At 52.3% G+C, this 18,344-nt stretch carries 20 protein-coding genes; 14 read left to right on the top strand and 6 right to left on the bottom strand.

Translation table 11 applies throughout. The features are described from left to right. Positions 1-83 precede the first annotated feature (83 nt). From KNP84_RS03730 to KNP84_RS03710, 5 genes are all read left to right on the top strand, one after another. On the top strand, positions 84-1,604 hold the full coding sequence (locus KNP84_RS03730) for an FAD-dependent oxidoreductase (protein ID WP_215114301.1): 1,521 nt from the start codon (positions 84-86) through the stop codon (positions 1,602-1,604). A gap of 214 nt (positions 1,605-1,818) precedes the next feature. Beyond that, entirely contained in the window at positions 1,819-2,205 is a 387-nt protein-coding gene (locus tag KNP84_RS03725) for a DUF2512 family protein (protein ID WP_215114300.1), read from the top strand. A gap of 14 nt (positions 2,206-2,219) precedes the next feature. Continuing rightward, positions 2,220-2,420: a spore coat protein gene (locus tag KNP84_RS03720; RefSeq protein ID WP_214708958.1), complete on the top strand. Its 201-nt coding sequence runs from the start codon at positions 2,220-2,222 to the stop codon at positions 2,418-2,420. A gap of 13 nt (positions 2,421-2,433) precedes the next feature. Then, positions 2,434-2,730 carry a spore coat protein gene (locus tag KNP84_RS03715; protein WP_214764294.1) on the top strand — a complete coding sequence of 99 codons (297 nt, stop codon included), beginning with the start codon at positions 2,434-2,436 and terminating at the stop codon, positions 2,728-2,730. A gap of 87 nt (positions 2,731-2,817) precedes the next feature. Further along, positions 2,818-4,410, top strand: coding sequence for an FMN-binding glutamate synthase family protein (locus tag KNP84_RS03710; protein WP_215114299.1), 1,593 nt, complete (start codon positions 2,818-2,820; stop codon positions 4,408-4,410). A gap of 6 nt (positions 4,411-4,416) precedes the next feature. Here the strand turns inward: KNP84_RS03710 and KNP84_RS03705 are convergent, their stop codons facing one another. Continuing rightward, the gene (locus KNP84_RS03705) at positions 4,417-5,616 is read right to left on the bottom strand and encodes an MDR family MFS transporter (RefSeq protein WP_215114298.1); all 1,200 of its coding nucleotides are present in this window, start codon (positions 5,614-5,616) and stop codon (positions 4,417-4,419) included. Positions 5,617-5,887: 271 nt separating this feature from the next. Here KNP84_RS03705 and KNP84_RS03700 point away from each other — a divergent pair, with 271 nt between their 5' ends. Further along, complete coding sequence (locus KNP84_RS03700) at positions 5,888-6,502, top strand: flavodoxin family protein (protein ID WP_215114297.1); 615 nt, start codon at positions 5,888-5,890, stop codon at positions 6,500-6,502. 42 nt (positions 6,503-6,544) lie between these two features. On the opposite strand, the gene KNP84_RS03695 is transcribed toward KNP84_RS03700, so the two are convergent. The 3 genes from KNP84_RS03695 to KNP84_RS03685 all read right to left on the bottom strand — a co-directional run bounded on the left by KNP84_RS03695 (position 6,545) and on the right by KNP84_RS03685 (position 8,396). Then, complete coding sequence (locus KNP84_RS03695; protein ID WP_215114296.1) at positions 6,545-7,030, bottom strand: hypothetical protein; 486 nt, start codon at positions 7,028-7,030, stop codon at positions 6,545-6,547. 210 nt (positions 7,031-7,240) lie between these two features. After that, complete coding sequence (gene gnd / locus KNP84_RS03690) at positions 7,241-8,122, bottom strand: phosphogluconate dehydrogenase (NAD(+)-dependent, decarboxylating) (protein WP_215114295.1); 882 nt, start codon at positions 8,120-8,122, stop codon at positions 7,241-7,243. A gap of 61 nt (positions 8,123-8,183) precedes the next feature. Then, complete coding sequence (locus KNP84_RS03685) at positions 8,184-8,396, bottom strand: hypothetical protein (RefSeq protein ID WP_215114294.1); 213 nt, start codon at positions 8,394-8,396, stop codon at positions 8,184-8,186. A gap of 434 nt (positions 8,397-8,830) precedes the next feature. Here KNP84_RS03685 and KNP84_RS03680 point away from each other — a divergent pair, with 434 nt between their 5' ends. The 5 genes from KNP84_RS03680 (at position 8,831) to KNP84_RS03660 (ending at position 13,487) form a co-directional block, all read left to right on the top strand. Further along, on the top strand, positions 8,831-9,784 hold the full coding sequence (locus tag KNP84_RS03680; RefSeq protein WP_215114293.1) for an LCP family glycopolymer transferase: 954 nt from the start codon (positions 8,831-8,833) through the stop codon (positions 9,782-9,784). Between the two features lie 72 nt (positions 9,785-9,856). Beyond that, a complete protein-coding gene (locus KNP84_RS03675; RefSeq protein WP_215114292.1) occupies positions 9,857-10,702 on the top strand; it encodes a YihY/virulence factor BrkB family protein in 846 nt (281 codons plus the stop codon). Positions 10,703-10,804: 102 nt separating this feature from the next. Then, complete coding sequence (locus KNP84_RS03670; RefSeq protein ID WP_215114291.1) at positions 10,805-11,728, top strand: LCP family glycopolymer transferase; 924 nt, start codon at positions 10,805-10,807, stop codon at positions 11,726-11,728. An 83-nt stretch (positions 11,729-11,811) separates the two neighbouring features. Continuing rightward, positions 11,812-13,011: an alpha-amylase family glycosyl hydrolase gene (locus KNP84_RS03665; RefSeq protein ID WP_215114290.1), complete on the top strand. Its 1,200-nt coding sequence runs from the start codon at positions 11,812-11,814 to the stop codon at positions 13,009-13,011. Positions 13,012-13,136: 125 nt separating this feature from the next. Continuing rightward, on the top strand, positions 13,137-13,487 hold the full coding sequence (locus KNP84_RS03660; protein ID WP_215114289.1) for a hypothetical protein: 351 nt from the start codon (positions 13,137-13,139) through the stop codon (positions 13,485-13,487). A gap of 23 nt (positions 13,488-13,510) precedes the next feature. Here KNP84_RS03660 and galE read toward each other — a convergent pair whose 3' ends face one another. Then, a complete protein-coding gene (gene galE / locus KNP84_RS03655; protein WP_215114288.1) occupies positions 13,511-14,527 on the bottom strand; it encodes a UDP-glucose 4-epimerase GalE in 1,017 nt (338 codons plus the stop codon). 32 nt (positions 14,528-14,559) lie between these two features. Continuing rightward, the gene (locus KNP84_RS03650) at positions 14,560-15,792 is read right to left on the bottom strand and encodes a flagellar basal body-associated FliL family protein (RefSeq protein WP_215114287.1); all 1,233 of its coding nucleotides are present in this window, start codon (positions 15,790-15,792) and stop codon (positions 14,560-14,562) included. A gap of 195 nt (positions 15,793-15,987) precedes the next feature. Here KNP84_RS03650 and KNP84_RS03645 point away from each other — a divergent pair, with 195 nt between their 5' ends. Genes KNP84_RS03645 through KNP84_RS03635 form a run of 3 tightly spaced genes read left to right on the top strand, consistent with a single transcriptional unit; the run spans position 15,988 to position 18,204 of the window. Continuing rightward, positions 15,988-16,713, top strand: coding sequence for a YveK family protein (locus KNP84_RS03645; RefSeq protein WP_215114286.1), 726 nt, complete (start codon positions 15,988-15,990; stop codon positions 16,711-16,713). Then, entirely contained in the window at positions 16,706-17,422 is a 717-nt protein-coding gene (locus tag KNP84_RS03640) for a CpsD/CapB family tyrosine-protein kinase (RefSeq protein ID WP_215114285.1), read from the top strand. The genes KNP84_RS03645 and KNP84_RS03640 overlap by 8 nt, the downstream gene beginning before the upstream one ends. A gap of 14 nt (positions 17,423-17,436) precedes the next feature. Beyond that, entirely contained in the window at positions 17,437-18,204 is a 768-nt protein-coding gene (locus KNP84_RS03635) for a tyrosine-protein phosphatase (protein WP_215114284.1), read from the top strand. Positions 18,205-18,344 lie beyond the last annotated feature (140 nt).

Raw genomic sequence — 18,344 nt, 5'->3', positions numbered from 1 at the left:
TTTTTTTTGTTTCTCGTTCCCAAATGAAGGGTAATTCATCCATGCATTCGAAACCGTTGGATTTTCCTGAAGGAGGGACACGTATGTTACAAGATTTTCCGAAATCGTATTGGCGCGATGTCGTCGTGAAGACGGTCAACCCGCTCAACGAAGACATCAACACCGAGGTCGTCGTAGTCGGGGCCGGCATCGTCGGCGTACTCGCCGCCTTGCAGTTGGTCGAACGTGGGAAGCAGGTCGTTTTAGTGGAAGCGGCACGTTTCGCGACCGGTACGACCGGTTATACGACGGCTAAAGTCTCGGCCCAGCATGGCGTTGTCTATACCGAACTGGTCAAATCGCTCGGGGAGGACAAAGCGCGGCTCTATTATGAGGCGAACATGGATGCGCTCCGTTTCCTCGAGGAGCAAGTCGACACACTGAACATCGACTGTGACCTCGAGCGCCAGCACGCCTATATGTATTCTCTCTCCTCGTCGAGCTCGGCGAAACTGCTCGAGAAAGAAGAAGAGGCGTATGAACAACTCGGAATCGACGGTGGTGACGCCACTGACGAAGTGAACGGTCTGTTGCCATACGACGTCAAGAAGGCGACCGTCATGCGCGACCAGCTCCAATTCCATCCGGTCAAATACTTACAAGGGCTGATGGACCGGTTCCTCGAGCTCGGTGGGACATTCTATGAGATGACCCGGGTGACCGGCATCGAATATGGGACGCCGAACCGACTTGATACAATCACGGGCCACACGATCGAGGCGCAAGATGTCGTCGTCGCGACCCACTTCCCGTTCAACGACTTCAAAGGCCTCTATTTCGCGAAGATGGAAGTCGAGCGCTCGTACGTCGTCTCGGCCGAGGTCGACATGTTCCCAGAAGGCATGTTCATCAGCGTCGACAAGCCGAGCCGTTCGCTTCGGCACGTCAAATTCGACAATGGCAAAAAGATGGCCATGTTCGGGGGCGAGAACCATTTGACGGGCCATAAGGAAGAGACGTTGGCCTGTTACGAGAAGCTCGGCGAGTTCGGGACACGGCATTTCGGTACAGAGACGTTCACCCATCATTGGTCAGCCCAAGATTTGATCACGCTCGACAAAGTGCCATACATCGGGCGGATGACGAACGATACGCCGCATGTCTTTGTCGCGACCGGATTCTCGAAATGGGGGATGAGCCAAGGCATCGTGGCGGCCCGACTCATTGCCGACTTGGTCACGAATCAACCGAACCGCTATGAGGACCTATATGACCCGACTCGGTCGAAATGGAAGCTCGCGGACGCGGCCCGGTTCATTAAGACGAATGCCGACGTGGCGAAGGAACTCGTCAAAGGCAAGCTGAAGCCGACGGACAAACGAGTGGATGAGCTCGGTCTCGATGAAGGGGCCATCGTCAAACATAATGGCGAACACGTCGCTGCCTACCGGGATCCCGACGGACACGTCTCGATGGTCGGGTCGGCCTGTACGCACATGGGCTGTACGGTCAATTGGAACCAAGCCGAGCGCTCGTGGGACTGTCCGTGTCATGGCTCGCGTTTCAAACCGAACGGGGAAGTCATTGAAGGACCGGCCGTCAAATCCCTTCCGGACAAGGCATGAAATCAATTTGTAAATATTTCTAGAAAATCATGAGATCAAGTCATTACCGAAGCCGACTTGAGGTCCAGCATTTACCAGTCCACCTTTCCATTGTGATGGTTTGACTCTCATCATGTTCCTCCGATAATGACCGTGAAACTTTTCGTTTGAACAGTTATGGGAACGGAAAGAGGGTCCATGTACAAACGCCATCACGGGGAAAGGGGGAACATCGATGCAAGTGAATCATGGAAAAGCGCTGAGTCTGAAACTAGGGACGTTACTCGTCGTGTTCATCGCGATTTTGACGCTTGGGTTCGATGTCCCATGGTACCACGCCGCTTGGATCTCGATCGTGGTCGGACTGATCGCCTATGGGGTGGGCGACATGTTCGTATTACGGAAATTCGGTAACTTGATTGCGACAGCAGCCGATTTCGCCCTCGTCTTCTTCTTGACGTGGTTCTTCCTGTGGATTCTCGACTTCGATATTGGGACCGAGACGAGTTTCGTATTGCTTGCGCTGTACACGGCGTTAGTAACCGCGGTCGTCGAGTTCGTGTTCCACGGTTGGCTGCTCAAGCATAAGCGCGAAGAAGCGCACATTCATTCGACACGCTAAAAGGAGGAACGGACATGGCTAAAAACAAACTCGCCATCCATGAAGTGTTAGAGATTCATGAGATGCTGACGCTGAAGCAAGCGGGGCTCGTCAAAGGATACGTGAGCGAACCGCTCATCAAGGACGAGAAGTTGCAGAAGATCGCCCGCAAACATTTGAAGAACACCGAGCAAGCGATCAGTGAACTGAAACAACTGTTGCCGAAGAAGGCATAAGGAGGAGAGACGGATGGGAATCACGGAAAACTTGAAACGGGCCAGCAAACAACGGGACGAATTGATTGCGACCGATCTGCTCATCACGGCGAAGTCGGCCGTCCGCGCCTATGCGGTGGCCGTGACCGAGACGGCGTCACCCGAGGTCCGGAAAGTGCTCATCAAACAATTGAACCAAGCGATCGAAGACCATGCCGAGATCGCCGACTATATGATCAAGAATGACATGTACATGGCGTATGATATCGAGAAGCAGTTGAAGCACGACAAAGAAAAAGTCGACAAAGCGAGCAAATTGATCAAGAAGTAAGGGCCGACGGAAACGTCGGCTTTTTTCGTTTCATCAGGAAGGACCCGTGGTATCGGATAAGGACTATACGTGAGGGAGGAACCACTCATGTCCGTGAATACGATGATGCTCGCCATCGTTCTCGTCCTGATGGTGTCGACGATTGCCGCCCGGTTCCTGTTCGTCTTGTACCTTTGGCGGAAGGACCGCCACCAGCGCGAGCATTCCGTCTTCCGGAACTTCCCAATCCTTGGCAAGGTGCGCTACATTTTGGAGAAGGTCGGACCTGAGATGCGCCAATACTTGTTCTTAAACGACAACGAGTCGAAACCGTTCTCCCGGAACGACTACGAGGCGGCCGTTATTTCCGGGAAATATAAGTCGCGCATCATCGGATTCGGCTCGGAACGGGACTTCGAAGGCGGCGGCTTCTATCTGCAGAACGTGCTCTACCCGACGAACCGGGACGAGCTACGCATCGATAACAGCGAGACCGTGACGACGCATCTCTATCAAGTCGAGGAGGACAACTTGTTCACGCGGAAAGAGCGGATTGTCGAACGCGACGTCGGACCGTACTTATTGACAGAAGAGGACAGCATCGTCATCGGGAAACAGACGTGTCGGGAGCCGTTCCATGTCCGCGGTCTCGTCGGTCAGTCGGCGATGAGTTTTGGTTCGCTCGGCGAGAACGCCATCACGACGCTGTCGATTGGACTCGGTCGGGCCAAAGGGACGTGGATGAATACCGGCGAGGGTGGACTGTCGGACCCTCATTTGAAAGGCGGGGTCGACCTCATCTGTCAAATCGGACCGGCGCTGTTCGGCGTCCGGACCGAGGACGGTTCGTTCTCGGACGCGGTGTTCAAAGCGAAGAGTGAGATTCCGCAAGTGCGGGCGTTCGAGTTGAAGCTCGCCCAAGGCGCGAAGACACGAGGAGGTCACATCGAGGGCGCGAAAGTGACGGAAGAGATCGCCCGCATCCGGAACGTCAAAGTCGGCGTGACGATCGATAGCCCGAACCGGTTCTCCGAGTTCAAGACGGACCGGGAACTGCTCGACTTCATCGAACGGCTGCGCGACATCGGCGGCAAACCCGTCGGCATCAAGCTCGTCGTCGGCCGGCTTTCAGATGTCGAGGCGCTCATTCAAGAGATGGCGTCCTCGGGGAAACATCCCGACTTCATCACGGTCGATGGTGGGGAAGGTGGGACCGGGGCGACGTACCAGGAGCTCGCCGATACGGTCGGGTTGCCGTTGAAGGCGGCGCTCCCGTACGTGCATCGCTTGCTAGTCGAACACGGGCTCCGGGACCGCATCACCTTGTTCGCCTCCGGCAAGCTCGTCACGGCCGATAAGATTGCCGTCGCCCTCGCGCTCGGGGCCGACTGCGTCAATATCGCCCGTGGCCTCATGTTCAATGTCGGTTGTATCCAGGCGCAAGTGTGCCACACGAACCGATGCCCGGTCGGTGTCGCGACGACCGACCCGAAACTGCAGCACGCCCTCGTCGTCGACGAGAAGAGCTTACGCGTGACGAACTACATCATCTCGCTCCGGGAAGGACTCTACAACATGGCGGCCGCGGCCGGACTCGACACACCGACGAAACTGTCGCTCGAGCATGTCGCCTACAAGTATCCGGACGGCCGGGTGAAGCGGGGCGAGGATTTGTTCGATGGACAAGCGAAAGACGGATGACCGCGGTCATCCGTCTTGTTGCGTAAGTCGTTGGAATAATTTCGAATACAGCGCCATCCCGACGAGCGCCGACAGCAAGATGAGTGTGAAGACGGCAATCGGGGAGACGAAACCTGAGACGAGTACCGTCACCGGCGCAAGGAACTTGCCAATCGTGTTTTGGAGCGTATCGGCCGCGAGATATTGGCCGCGTGATTCGGTCGGGGCGTAGCGGCTGACGAAACTCTGGCTGACCGGAGAGCGGATCAACTCGCCGAACGTGAACACGGTCGTGACGACGAGCAAATACCAGATGTTCGACGAGAAGGCGACGAGGAACGTCCCGAAGCCGGCGAGGAACGTCGACAACAGGAAGACACGTCGTTCGTCCCACGCTCGGAACACGCGCGTGACAGGAATGATGAAGACGACGAACAAGAGCCCGTTATAGGCGACGAGCCAGCCGAACAGGACGGTGTTCGAGACGTCGAACGTGGCCGGGGCCTGTTCAATCAAATAGACCGGTACATACACGTCGAGTTGCATGATGGGGATCAAGGCGAACACCCCGGCAATCAAATAGAGGCGGAACAACGGATCGCGCAAAATCGTCGCATACGAACGCCCTTGGGTGAGGAATGTTTTGGCGACCGTCTTCTCAGGTGAGCCCGGCCGTGTCTCACGGGTGAGCGCCGCGAGCAGAACCCCGTATCCGAACAGGACGAGAGCGCAACCGAACAGGAGCGCTTGGCGATGCTCGAAGAAGAGGACCGCCCCGAGAATCGGACCGAGCACGGCGCCGATATTGTTCGACGCCATGAACGTCGCGAACACGTCACGTAGGTGCTCCGGTGGTACGAGATCTGCCACCATGGCCGAGCTGGCCGGTTTATAGATCGCGCCCATGAAGCCGATGCCGATATAGGTGATGTAATCGACGTAGGCGTTCGTCGACAAGGCGAAGGTGAGGAACAAGAATCCTTGCGCGAACGTCCCGACCAGCATGACGGGACGGCGTCCGATTTCGTCCGCTAGCGAACCGCCGATCAAACTGCCGATTAAAAGAAACAGCGGCGGTACGGCCATGAGCAGACCGGCCAGCTCGACGCCGAGCGTCTGGGCGAAATAGACGGTGATGAACGGAAAGTACATCCAAAACAACAGATTGAACAGGCCTTCGCCGAATAAGCGGACCTTCAGATTGAGATCCCAGCGGTATGATTCCATCGTTGTGCTCCTTTCAAGAGTCTATCTTTACTGTAGGGAGTTGGACCGAGAAAGAATAGACTTATGTTGCGGGATTTGCTAAGCTAAAAATAGAAAAAGCGAATATATAGGCGCTTGTTTGCGCTGTACCATAAAACGAACATATGTTTGTTTAACCTTCTTAAAACGACCCGTCATCACATAGATGACGGGTCGTTTTTGACATACCATGACGATTATCCCTTCCTTAGACCGGGAACACCTAACTGTTGATCATCTAAGGAGGGATTCGATGAAAGCCTTATTCTTGAACTGCTCATTGAAAGGCGAGGGCACGACCTCGCACACGGAAGGGCTCATGAAAGATATCATTCCACACTTCGACAAACTCGAGGTCGACTCGGAGATCGTCCGTGTCGTCGACTACAACGTCGCGTTCGGAGTGACGGAAGATGAAGGGGACGGGGACGAGTGGCCGCAAATCTTCGAGAAAGTGAAGGCCGCCGACATCCTCATCATCGGGACACCACTTTGGCTAGGTGAGAAGAGCAGCGTCGCCACGCAAGTCATCGAGCGGCTATACGGAGGAAGCGCCTTAACGAACGATAAAGGCCAGGCCATCTATTACAACAAAGTCGGCGGTGTCGTCGTGACAGGGAACGAGGACGGGGCGAAACATGCCTGTGCGTCCATCTTGTACGGGCTATCCCATATCGGCTTCACTGTCCCGCCGAACGTCGACACGTATTGGGTCGGTGAGGCCGGTCCGGGCGACTCATACATCGATGCCGGCCGCGACAACGCCTTCACGAAAAAGAACGGTCGTGTCATGGCGTACAACCTCTACCATTTCGCGAACCTATTGAAGCAGACGCCAATCCCGGCGGAAGGCAACGTCATGGAGTGACGGACAGCGCGACAGCCCCTAGACATCTAGGGGCTGTTCACATTAGAACCTTGATCGGAGCTCGATCTTGCGGAACTCTTTCAGCAATAAAATCGAGATGTCGTCGATAAAATGATCCCCGACCCAGCATGGTTCAAAGTGGAGCCAATTCGAATACGAGTCCGGCTGGAGAATCAGAATCCCGTTCGACAGCCAGGCCGTTCGCGCCCGGGTCGCTACACCGTCAATATAAAACATGACGTAGATATCTTTCATTTCATGCAAATAAGTCACGTGCATCTCGACGCCGCGGCCATCCTCACACGTTCGTTTCAGCTTGAGCATGTGAATACGGGTGTGGACCAGAGCGTACGCCTGACATAAGAAGTACCCGCCATGCTCGAACGCATGGAACGCTTGGGCGACGAGTTTGTCAAAGCATGCCTCCATGTCCTGCCAGTTATGATTCCGTCTCCGGAACACGGGCCTGTCTCCTGGCTCATAAAGCTCTTTCGGGATGTAGACGTTATAGTCGTGAAGTTTACGCATCATGTCGGCTCCTTCTGTGTCACAAGATATGCTGCTCTTTCATCATACGCCTGCTGAAACGAAAAGAGTTTTACAGAAATTAGTATATTCAATCGACAAATGTATAGAAATCCCATTCGTATCAACGTTTGTTCGCATCGAGACGAGCGGATAACTGTCACAGTACAAAAAAACGTCGCCCGAGTTCGACTCGACCGACGCTTACCCCGATTATTTTTTCTCCACCGCATGCCCGCCGAATTCGTTCCGCAGGGCAGCGACGACTTTTCCAGAGAACGTGTCCTCTTCGAGCGAACGCTGCCGCATCATGAGCGACATCGCGATGACCGGTGCCGGCACCCCGTATTCGAGCGCTGTCTCGACCGTCCATTTGCCTTCACCCGACGCATGCATGACTCCTTTAATCTCGTCGAGCTTCGCATCCTTATGGAACGCGCTCTCGGTCAGTTCCATCAGCCACGAGCGGACGACCGAGCCGTGGTTCCAGACGCGGGCGACTTGCTCGTGGTCGTACTCGAACGGGCTCTTCTCGAGAATCTCGAACCCTTCGGCGATGGCCTGCATCATGCCGTACTCGATGCCGTTATGGATCATCTTCAAGAAATGGCCGCTACCACTCGGTCCGGCGTACAAGTAGCCGTTGTCCGTCGACACGTCGTGGAACAGTTCCTCGATTTTGCCGAACGCCTCCAAATCCCCACCGATCATCGTACAGGCGCCGTGTCGCGCCCCTTCCATGCCTCCACTCGTCCCGACGTCAAAGAAGTAGATGAGTTTGTCTTTGAAGTGTTCGGCCCGCCGCATCGATTCTTTATAATTCGAGTTGCCGCCGTCGATAACGATATCCCCCGGTGACAACAACGCATGCAGGTCGTTCAAGACGTGCTCGGTCACGTCACCGGCGGGCACCATCACCCAGACGACGCGTGGCGCTTTGAGCCCTTCGACGACTTCTTCGAGCGACTGTTTCGTCTCGAACTGACTTGTCGACACGTTACCCGGGTCATAGCCGAGCACCCGGTGTCCCCCGTCCGTCAAATTGAGCGCCAAATTCAGCCCCATCTTCCCAAGTCCGATCATCCCTAATTCCATATTGGTTCACCCCGTTCGTTGTATTGGTTTCCTTATAAGGGTTACCCGATATGACGAGACTTCAAAAGAACGGTTTCACTTCATCGATGCGGTAGGCGAGGATCGAACCGACCTTTACTTGCTTGCCGTCACTCAATTCGACATAGTCATTGAGCGGACTCGCCTCTTTCAACGTCTTCTCGAACGTGAACGCAGCCTCATGTTTTGACCCCCCGTACACGATGAACGAACAAGGCTCTTCTTTCTCTAAAAAGCACGTGACGACATAACGCATCTGCCGATTCCTCCAACCAATGAATGGATTTAAATTTACATTTTCATTACTAACAATACAATTATTACAAAAAATCATCCATTTGTCCCATAAAGGTTTTTGAATATAAGGAAACATACCTAAAAAACAGCACATTCGACTAAATATTGACACGATTTCATACAGGTCCTAATCCAAAAGCAGGACCTTATGCGTATGACTGAAATGTGCTAACGGTTTCACCTTTACAGAAGCGTGGTACTCTTACAAAGGAATGTCGACGAAACCCTAAACTTTTGATGAGGGAAATCCGATACTTAAAAACGAACGAATATTTCGACATCGTTCGGCAATCATTTACCTTTTTTATAAAAAAACCAAATGGTCGAAATTGGTTGCGTGATAAACTAAAACCTGGTCTTATTCATCAAAGGTTCGAGGAAAGGTGTTATGTCATGGAAGAGCAAAAGAAAAAGAGAGTTAAGAAACGTCGTAGAAAGAGTTCGCCCGCTAAACGCATCGCGATTATCGCGGGAATCGTAGTAGGGTTGTTCCTGCTCATCGGAGTCGGGGTAGCTACATATCTATACAATCAAGTCGATTCGACCGTCGAACGCTTGAACGAGTCGACGGGCCTTAGCCCGGAGCGCATGCAACCGGAAACGATTGAAAACAAGAAGCCGATTTCGGTCCTTCTCCTCGGTGTCGATCGTCGTGCCGACGAGCAGGGTCGCAGCGACTCGATTATCGTCATGACGCTCAACCCGAACACGGATCAAAGCGCGATGCTCAGCATCCCGCGTGACACGAAGACGGAGATCGTCGGCAAAGAGACATCTGACAAAATCAATCACGCTTACGCGTTCGGTGGAACCGAGATGGCACTCGATACGGTCGAGAACTTGCTCGACATCCCAATCGATTACGTGGCTGAAGTCGACATGAAGGGCTTCCAAGACACGGTCGACCTTCTCGGCGGCGTCAACGTGACGAACAATTTGGCGTTCACGTCAGGTGAGCATACGTTCGAGCCGGGCGCACTCACGCTCAACGGTCCAGAAGCGCTCGCATATACACGCATGCGCTATGACGACCCGAGCGGGGACTTCGGTCGCCAAGAGCGCCAACGTGACGTCATCACGGCGCTCGTCAATAAAGGCAAAGACGACTTCTCGATCTCGAAGTTCAACAACATGCTCGACGTGCTCGGCAACAACGCCAAGACGAACATGACGTTCAAAGACATTCGGACGCTCTCGAGCGACTATATGGCTGCTTTCAAAAACCAGGACGTCCTTCGCCTCGAAGGAACGGGCGGGAAAGAAAGCGACGGCATCTATTACTGGAACCCAGACGCCGCTTCACTCGAAGACGTGAAGTCGTATCTCGGACAATTGATGGAACAGTGACGGTTCGCCTCATCCAAATTCGGATGGGGCGTTTTAATATGTGCGATAATAAGAAGAAAAGGGGTGACCCGAGTGCTCGACCGCCTAATCCGCCTCGTCATCGACGTCCGTCATCGGTTCAAGGACCACCATATCAACGACTATAGCGCGACGCTCGCGTTCTTTTGGTTTCTCGCCATCTTCCCGACGTTCGTCCTCTTGTTCGCCGTCATGGCGTGGTTCGGGATCGACGATGCCTTGTTGATCGAACAGATTGAGATTCTCATCCCGGGTTCGAGTGTTCGGGACATGCTGTCGATCGTCTATGACGTCAGCGGCAACATCAACGCCGGCCTCGTCTCGATTGGGGCCATCATCGCCGTCTGGTCGGCGTCGAACGGGACGGCCCGTCTCATCAAACTGACCGTGTTCGCCTACGGGGAGACGGAGGCCCGGAGCTACGTCGTCCGCCGTTTGATCGGGTTGCTGACGCTCATTGCCTTCAGTATCGGTGCCGTCATCTTGATTGTGTTCCATATCTTTGGCCGTGAGTTCGTCGAGCTCATGTACACCTGGTTCCCGCGGCTCGAGGACTTCGACCGGCTGGCGACGCTCACCCGGTATACGGTGTCGACGATCATCCTTATCTTCGCGTTCTCTCTGTTCTATAAGATCGCCCCGCAACAACACGTCAAATTCACAGAGACGCTCCCAGGTGCCACCTTCGCCGTCATCTCCTGGCAGATGCTGTCGACGGGCTATAGCGTCTACGTCGACCGATTTTCGATGTTTGGCGACACGTACGGAACAATCGGCATCGTCATCCTGCTCCAAATCTGGCTCTACTTGACGGCGGCGACGATGTTGCTCGGGGCAGAGATCAATGCGGCCTGGCCGAATCACATGCGGCGCACCCGTTATAAGACGCATTTTCCATAAAAATTGAAAAGATATGGTTAGCATTTTTTGACAACGTGCTATAATACAACACGTGAAGCGGGAAAATAATCCATATCTAAGATTTTGAAAGCAGGTGCACGCATGGCGAGACATAAGAAGAAATCACGCTGGAAAAAGGTGTTGGCGATCACGCTCGGCATCCTGACGATTTTCCTCGTTGCCGGGGGCTTGTTCGTCTGGTCGATGTACCGGGACGTCAATGAGACGGTGACGAAAGTGAACGACAATTTGGAAATCAGCGAGGAACGGAAGCAGGTCGAGACGATTGAACAGAAGGAATCGGTGTCGGTGTTACTGCTCGGGATCGACCGCCGCGACGGCGAGCAGGGACGGAGTGACTCGATCATCGTCATGACGCTCAACCCGACGACGGACGAAGGGGCGATGCTCAGCATCCCGCGCGATACGAAAACGGAAATCGTCGGCAAAGGCATGAGCGATAAAATCAACCATGCCTATGCGTTCGGTGGGGCCGAGATGGCGATGGACACGGTCGAAGGGCTACTTGACATCCCGATCGATTACGTCGTCGAGGCGGACATGGAGGCGTTCACCGAGGTCGTCGACGCGCTCGGCGGCATCACGGTAGAGAACAGTTTCGCGTTCTCGTCGGACGGATACAACTATCCGATTGGACAGGTCGATTTGAACGGTGCCTCGGCGTTGTCATACGCCCGCATGCGTTACGATGACCCGAACGGGGACTTCGGTCGCCAAGAACGGCAACGCGCCGTCGTTGCGGCCATCGTTGAGAAAGGACGTTCCGATTTCTCGGTCGACAAAGTGACGAAACTGCTCGACGTCGCCGGCAACCGCGCCAAGACGAACATCGAGTTCAATGAGCTCGTGACGTTGTCGACGGACTATATGAAGGCGTTCCGTAACGCCAGCACGCTCCGCATCGAAGGCTCAGGCGGTCTGGAGTCAGACGGTATCTATTATTGGAATCCGGATTCGGCCTCGCTCGCCGACGTCCAAGCCGAGCTGCAGCGCTTGATGAACTAAGCCATTCCTTGTGGGATGGCTTTTTTTGCGTTTGAAAATCGTTTATCGGTGGGACTGATAAAGAGACACTGAGGAGGGATCACATGCTTTGGGAAACTGTTGAACCGATCATCAATCAATTAGAGGACGACCATACATCGGAAGACTGGCAAGAGCTGTTCGCCAAGTGGGACGGCCATCATTGGCATGACGTGAAGAGTGTGAGCGAAAAGACAAGCGTCCTCATGATTGACGCCAACGCCATCACGACGGACGGGAGTCCGGACTTGGACGCGCTTCATGAGCTGCTGAAGGAACACGTCCAGGCGTCGATTAGCGACTTGTATCTCGTCTCGCTGTTCCCATATCCGGCCAAGCCGACCGACACGGCTATTAATCCGCGTATCCGTTTATATGAGGACCTCGGACGCTTCAAGCATGAGTTCGAGCTTATGTATGACACCGAGCCCGACGTCTATAACGAGCTACAGTTTAATTTACTCGAAGAGACGGACGCCTTCATCGAGCGGCTTGCCCAAGGCGCGACGAAGCTGCGTGTTCATGTGCAATCATTCCGTGGTATGCCCGAGGAGAGTATTCAACGCGTCATCGAACTGTGGCACGCGGTGCTTCATCACTATAAACCGCACGGCCAATTGATTCTCGCCTATGAAGGGGACGTTCAGGCACTCGGCTCATACATCAGCGTCGCCGACGCCATCTGTCACTTCGACCTCGCCTCGCACACGATGCTCGCCTTCGCGCAAGGAGATGCCAAGAAGTTGTCCGATTGGGCGAATCGAATCGAGGCGCCAGGAGAAGGGAAGACGTACTTCAACTTCTTGTCGATTCATGAACGCGACCCGTTCGAGAAGAACTTGATCGAGCCGAGCGTCGACATGATTCTCGCAGCGCACAGTATACTATTCTCGCTCCAAGGCATACCGACCGTTGATTATCGGACGCTGCTCGGTGTCCAGACACCGGTTGACCATGACGCGTTGATTCAAGAGCTGAAAACCGATCCGTATCGCTTGCAAGTGTTCTCTGGCATCATCAGTCAGTTGAACGTCAAACGGACACATTCGGCGTTCTCACCTTATGCCGAGCAGCGAATCGATACGTCCGATAAGCGCGTCTTCACAGTCGAAAGAAAGAGTGAGGAGGAGGCGCTCATGCTGTATACAAACGTTAGCAGTGAGCCAGTGACTGTGCGGACGAGCGGGACGAATCTGTTCACGGGTGAACCGGTCGAGACGATTGATCTCGATGCCTACGGGTTTGTGTGGGTCAAATCCGAATAGGACTTTTGATTCAAATTCGAATTGTGTGATTTGGGTGTATTGACTCACGATTCATTTGGTAGGAGAATGGATATAGAAGGAATTTCCATGACAAAATCCTACATACACCTAAGGAGCGAATTCCGATGAATCAGTCACTATTTATGCATGTCTTAAGCCTTACATTCCATTCATTTTCGTATTGGATGTTTGCTACGTTGTTCATCGCATTAGCGGGCTTCGTATTTTTCTATATGTGGGACCGTGAGTTTGCAATCGAGCACCGGACGATTTGGCGCAAGTTTTACTACTTGATGTTCGCAGCGTTCGTCTTGTTCGGATTAATCGTCGGCGAGTTCACGTTCGACGCAGCGTGGGCGCTCGCAGGCATCGCTATCGTGATTGCCGTCCTTGACTTCGGAGTGCTCGTCACGCCAGGCAAGGAACCCGAAATCATTGAAGTGGACATGACAAAACCCCTTACCGAAGAACAGTAATGTTCTCGTGTAAGGGGTTTTTCTTATGCCCGATAACCGTTCGGGTTGTTCGATTGCCAGTTCCAAGCGTCGCGGCACATGGCACGGACGTCATGTTTCGCTTCCCAGCCGAGCACACGTTTCGACTTCGATGGGTCAGCAAAGCACATGGCGATATCGCCCGGACGGCGTGGGGTAACTTGGTACGGAACAGCTTTTCCACTCTCGGTCTCGAACGCATGGACGAGGTCGAGGACGCTATAGCCAGTCCCAGTCCCTAAGTTGAACGCCTCGGCGCCGGTGTGGTCCATGACGTAGTTGAGCGCCTTCAAGTGACCTTCGGCCAAGTCGACGACATGGATATAGTCGCGGACACCGGTTCCGTCCGGTGTGTCGTAATCGTCACCGAACACACTCAGTTCGTTCAAGCGACCTACGGCGACTTGCGTGATGTAAGGCATCAAGTTGTTCGGGATATCGAACGGATCTTCACCGATTTGCCCCGATTCGTGGGCGCCGATTGGGTTGAAGTAGCGCAAGAGGGCGATGCTCCATGATGGATCGGCGATAGCGAGATCGCGCATGATGTCTTCAATCATCAGTTTCGTCCGGCCGTATGGGTTCGTCGCGCTGAGCGGGAACGACTCGTCGATCGGTGTCCGTTCCGGCATGCCGTAGACGGTTGCTGACGAGCTGAAGACGATTCGTTTCACGTCGAACGCGTTCATCACTTCGAGGAGGACGGTCGTGCCGACGACGTTGTTCTCGTAGTAGCGGAGCGGCTCTGATACCGACTCGCCGACGGCTTTTAGTCCCGCAAAGTGGATGACGGCGTCAATCGTATGTGTCAAAAAGATTTGTTCAAGCAGTTCGCGGTCGAGGATGTCACCGAGATAGAACGTGACCGATTTCCCGGTCAGTGCTTCGACGCGATTGAGCGCCTCGCGGCGGCTATTCGATAAGTTATCCAGAACGATGACGTCGTGATCGGTTTCAAGTAATTGTAAGACAGTATGGGTACCGATATAACCGGCACCGCCTGTGACTAAAATAGTGTTCATATGAATGACCCCTTCCAAAATTCCTCTATCGATTACTTCTCAGTTAAGCGCACCCGGGTCTGTCCGTTTGTGCCTTCAAATAAGCGGAGTGAATAAGTCTCACTCTCGTATACTACTGCATCGTCCGTCTCTAGGACCGGTTCGCCAAGGGGGCTGAACGCCTCGCGTGTCGTTTGCGTGTTCGTCCAGTCGATGGCGTGAACCTTGTCCTGTTGAATGACGAAGAAGCCGCCGTTATAGAACGCATAGTCGTTCAACGCATCCGTCTCACGGCCGTACGGCGCGCCGATCGTCTCCGTGAGTGCCGCTTCGTTCATTGCGAAGAAATCAGGAATCGCTTCGCCGAGCCAATCGTTGTTCAAGTTCGTGTTCACCCAGTCGAGTAGGGCGCTATCGGTCAAGTCGCGTGTCGGCCATTCAGTCGTGACCGAATCGAGCGGAACCCATGCTGTCGCCCCATCCAAATTCACTTCAACGTGGTCGTCCTGTTCCTTCACAATCTCGTAACGGTCGCCGATATCTCCTATATAGGTGACGGTCGTGCCGTTCGGTTCCGAGACGAGGTTTACGTTTTTCGAGGCGAGCCAGACATAGTTTGTTTCTGGCTCTTGGACGACTGGCTCAGGATCTGGTTTCGGTGTTTCCTCGACGACTTTGGCTTCTTGCTTTGGCTCCAACAAGTCCATAACATATGGATACCCGATATAGCCGCCTCCTATGAGTAAAGCGAGGAGGAAAAGGACACCGATCCATTTGCCGGATTTCCGGCGAGGGCGGGCTGGTTCGATTGTTCGTTGATACTTGGCTCGTTCCGCCCGTGACGGGACAGGAGCTTCCGGCATGTAGCGAGGTTTTGAAGCGGGTGCTTTATCTTCCGCCTTTGAAGTTTCAACTGCGGTTGGTTCAGGAATAGGTACCGATGTCTTGTCCACGATCGGTGTCCCCTTGACGCCTGTCTTGTCAATTGGTGCGGATTGAGGAACCGTCACTTCTTTGTTCAATACATTCTCATGCATCTCGAGTAAAGACACATAGTATGGAAGAAACGTGGCATCTTTCTTGCCGTCTTTGATCCAAGCAGCGAAGTCCGACCCCGATTTTTCTTCCGTCGATAGCGACTCTAACGTTGTACCCGTCAATTCTTCAAAGGACATGCTTAACGATTTTCCGTCCCCTAAATTTTGTTTAATGACATCTTGTAGTTTTGTACGTGTTGTCGCATTCGTGTCTGCATACAACTGGAGTAGGCGCTCACTAACGTGCACTATTGTCTCCTCCTTTTGTTAAGTTCTTCCTAACAAAGTTTATCAGATTTACATACCAAAAAACCCAAATTTTAAAAAATGGGTCATCAACTGTGAGGATTTTTGCTATAATGTTTTGGTATTAACATTGTTAAATATTATCTGCGGAATTTTTCCAGCAGTGACTTTAAAGAACAGAGGAGAGAAAACACGAGCATGAAAGAAGAAACAATTTCCCTTGGAGAATTATTCTCCATCATAAAACGGAGCAAGTGGCTCATCGTCAGTTTAGCAATCATCGCGGCGCTTATCGCCTTTTTAATTAGTTCGTTCGTGATTAGTCCAACATACGAAGCTTCGACGCAAGTACTCGTCGCACCGAAGGAAACACAGAACAACATGATTGATAGCAGCCAAGTTCAGTCGTCAGTCGCACTTGTAAACACATACCGGGTCATCATCCAAAGCCCCGCAATTTTAGAAGCTGTGCAACAGAATGTGGTGGGTGCTCCAGAGAACATTAGTAACTTAATCACAGTCAACAGTGAACAAAACTCTCAGGTCATCAATATTAAAGTTCAACATACTAATCCAGTTCTCGCTACTGATATCGCTAACGAAATCAGCACTGTGTTCGCAGACGAAGTCAGCGAATTAATGAGTGGTGTTGATAACGTCAAAGTATTGTCTAATGCGTCAGTTCCAATGTCACCAATCAAACCAAACATTTTATTGAATACAGCAATCGCAACAGTACTTGGTTTAATGATTGGTGTCGCCATCGCGTTCCTTAAAGTTGTGTTGGATCGTCGGATTAAGACGGAACAAGATGTTGAAAACATTTTGGAACTCCCGGTTCTCGGGTCAATCCCTGTCATCGATAAAGTTGAAATGCGTCAACAACGCCAAGCTAACATGAAAGGTGAACAAGTCCATGTTTAAGTTCGGAAAAAAGAAGAGTAAACACATCAAATACGATAAGACTGGACGGGAATTAATTACGGTCCACAAACCAAAGTCGCCAATCTCCGAACAGTATCGAACGATTCGGACGAACTTAGAGTTCACGGCAGTCGATGACGACCTGCAAACGATGGTCATCACTTCTGCTTCATCGGGCGAAGGGAAATCGACGACCTCGTCGAACCTCGCCGTTGTCTATGCCCAACAAGGAAAACGTGTTTTACTCGTTGACTGCGACATGCGTCGTCCGACAGCCCACTTTACGTTCCGCCTTTCGAACGGTATTGGTCTTTCTACCGTGTTAGCGAAAAAGACAACCGTTGAAAAAGCGACACATTCGACTCAAATTGAAAACCTCGATTTGATTGCGGCAGGTCCGATACCACCGAACCCGTCAGAACTATTGTCTTCGAAGATGATGGATCGCGTTTTAGAAGAACTAAAAACAAACTATGACATCATCATTTTAGATGCACCTCCAATGATGCAAGTGGCGGATACACGCCTTTTGGCTCGCAAGGTTGACGGTGTCGTTCTTGTTGTAGGTTGCGATAAATCAGATCGTCAGATGGTCGTCAAAGCAAAAGAACAATTGACGCTCGCTGAAGCTCATATTCTCGGTGTTGTCTTGAACAAACGTGAGCCACAAGGCAGCGATGATTACTATTACTATTACGCATACGAATAAAAGGAGAGCGTGCCATGATTGATATCCATTGTCACTTATTGCCGGCCGTTGATGACGGTCCGGAAACAGTTGAACAAGCGGTCGAGATGGCGAAACGCGCCGTAAGTGAAGGGGTGACCGCAATCGTGGTCACCCCCCACGCGTTTCACCCACAGTTTGACACAAGTCAGCTGGATGTATCGAATGCTGTCACGAGATTACAAAACGTTTTGCGGCAAGAAGGAATCAACCTCGATTTATACACAGGTCAAGAAATCCGGATTTTTGGAGACCTTGTTGAGTCACTAGAGCAAGGTAAAGCGTTATCACTTGCTGGATCACGTTATGTCCTCGTGGAGTTCCCAAGTGACTCAGTCCCTGCCTATGCCGAACAATTATTCTTCGGACTTCAAACAGAAGGCTACACGCCCGTCATCGCTCACCCTGAGCGTAATAAAGAATTCGCTACAAATCCGAAACGATTGATGGACTTCATCTCTTCTGGTGCGCTATCGCAGATTACGACGAGTAGTTTGACCGGAGAGTTCGGTCAGAACGTGAAGGGACTTGCATTTGCTTTCCTACGTAATGGGTTGAGTCATTTAATCGCATCAGATGCCCATAGCACAGGGCGCCGAACATTTTATTGGACTGAAGTTGAAAAAGTTGTTCGTGAAGAGCTTGGTCAAGACAAATGGGAGAATTATGTAGTCAATGCAGAAGCTGTTATGAAGGATGAATTTGTATTCATCGATCCGCCGACATTACCGACAAAAAACTGGCGAGGGAAATGGAAAAAATGATTGTCTTATTTTAAAGACTAGTTATTGACAAATTATCTAAATATGTTAAACGTTGTCGACAACTGTCGAACGATTTTAGGTTTAATTTACTCCTCGCATGTTTTTATATTAGGTCGAAAGTGATACCCTTAATTTATAAT

It is taken from the genome of Exiguobacterium sp. s70 (assembly GCF_018618315.1).
In the GTDB taxonomy this organism is placed as follows: Bacteria; Bacillota; Bacilli; order Exiguobacteriales; family Exiguobacteriaceae; genus Exiguobacterium; species Exiguobacterium chiriqhucha.
The sequence above is the reverse complement of the archived record's forward strand: the minus strand, read 5'-3'. Positions and strand labels throughout refer to the sequence as shown.

What these genes read in the sequence shown, in the direction of transcription:
- KNP84_RS03730 (WP_215114301.1), top strand. Translation starts at nt 84, where the DNA reads ATGTTACAAGATTTTCCGAAATCGTATTGGCGCGATGTCGTCGTGAAG.
- KNP84_RS03725 (WP_215114300.1), top strand. Translation starts at nt 1,819, where the DNA reads ATGCAAGTGAATCATGGAAAAGCGCTGAGTCTGAAACTAGGGACGTTA.
- KNP84_RS03720 (WP_214708958.1), top strand. Translation starts at nt 2,220, where the DNA reads ATGGCTAAAAACAAACTCGCCATCCATGAAGTGTTAGAGATTCATGAG.
- KNP84_RS03715 (WP_214764294.1), top strand. Translation starts at nt 2,434, where the DNA reads ATGGGAATCACGGAAAACTTGAAACGGGCCAGCAAACAACGGGACGAA.
- KNP84_RS03710 (WP_215114299.1), top strand. Translation starts at nt 2,818, where the DNA reads ATGTCCGTGAATACGATGATGCTCGCCATCGTTCTCGTCCTGATGGTG.
- KNP84_RS03705 (WP_215114298.1), bottom strand. Translation starts at nt 5,616, where the DNA reads ATGGAATCATACCGCTGGGATCTCAATCTGAAGGTCCGCTTATTCGGC.
- KNP84_RS03700 (WP_215114297.1), top strand. Translation starts at nt 5,888, where the DNA reads ATGAAAGCCTTATTCTTGAACTGCTCATTGAAAGGCGAGGGCACGACC.
- KNP84_RS03695 (WP_215114296.1), bottom strand. Translation starts at nt 7,030, where the DNA reads ATGCGTAAACTTCACGACTATAACGTCTACATCCCGAAAGAGCTTTAT.
- gnd (WP_215114295.1), bottom strand. Translation starts at nt 8,122, where the DNA reads ATGGAATTAGGGATGATCGGACTTGGGAAGATGGGGCTGAATTTGGCG.
- KNP84_RS03685 (WP_215114294.1), bottom strand. Translation starts at nt 8,396, where the DNA reads ATGCGTTATGTCGTCACGTGCTTTTTAGAGAAAGAAGAGCCTTGTTCG.
- KNP84_RS03680 (WP_215114293.1), top strand. Translation starts at nt 8,831, where the DNA reads ATGGAAGAGCAAAAGAAAAAGAGAGTTAAGAAACGTCGTAGAAAGAGT.
- KNP84_RS03670 (WP_215114291.1), top strand. Translation starts at nt 10,805, where the DNA reads ATGGCGAGACATAAGAAGAAATCACGCTGGAAAAAGGTGTTGGCGATC.
- KNP84_RS03665 (WP_215114290.1), top strand. Translation starts at nt 11,812, where the DNA reads ATGCTTTGGGAAACTGTTGAACCGATCATCAATCAATTAGAGGACGAC.
- KNP84_RS03660 (WP_215114289.1), top strand. Translation starts at nt 13,137, where the DNA reads ATGAATCAGTCACTATTTATGCATGTCTTAAGCCTTACATTCCATTCA.
- galE (WP_215114288.1), bottom strand. Translation starts at nt 14,527, where the DNA reads ATGAACACTATTTTAGTCACAGGCGGTGCCGGTTATATCGGTACCCAT.
- KNP84_RS03645 (WP_215114286.1), top strand. Translation starts at nt 15,988, where the DNA reads ATGAAAGAAGAAACAATTTCCCTTGGAGAATTATTCTCCATCATAAAA.
- KNP84_RS03640 (WP_215114285.1), top strand. Translation starts at nt 16,706, where the DNA reads ATGTTTAAGTTCGGAAAAAAGAAGAGTAAACACATCAAATACGATAAG.
- KNP84_RS03635 (WP_215114284.1), top strand. Translation starts at nt 17,437, where the DNA reads ATGATTGATATCCATTGTCACTTATTGCCGGCCGTTGATGACGGTCCG.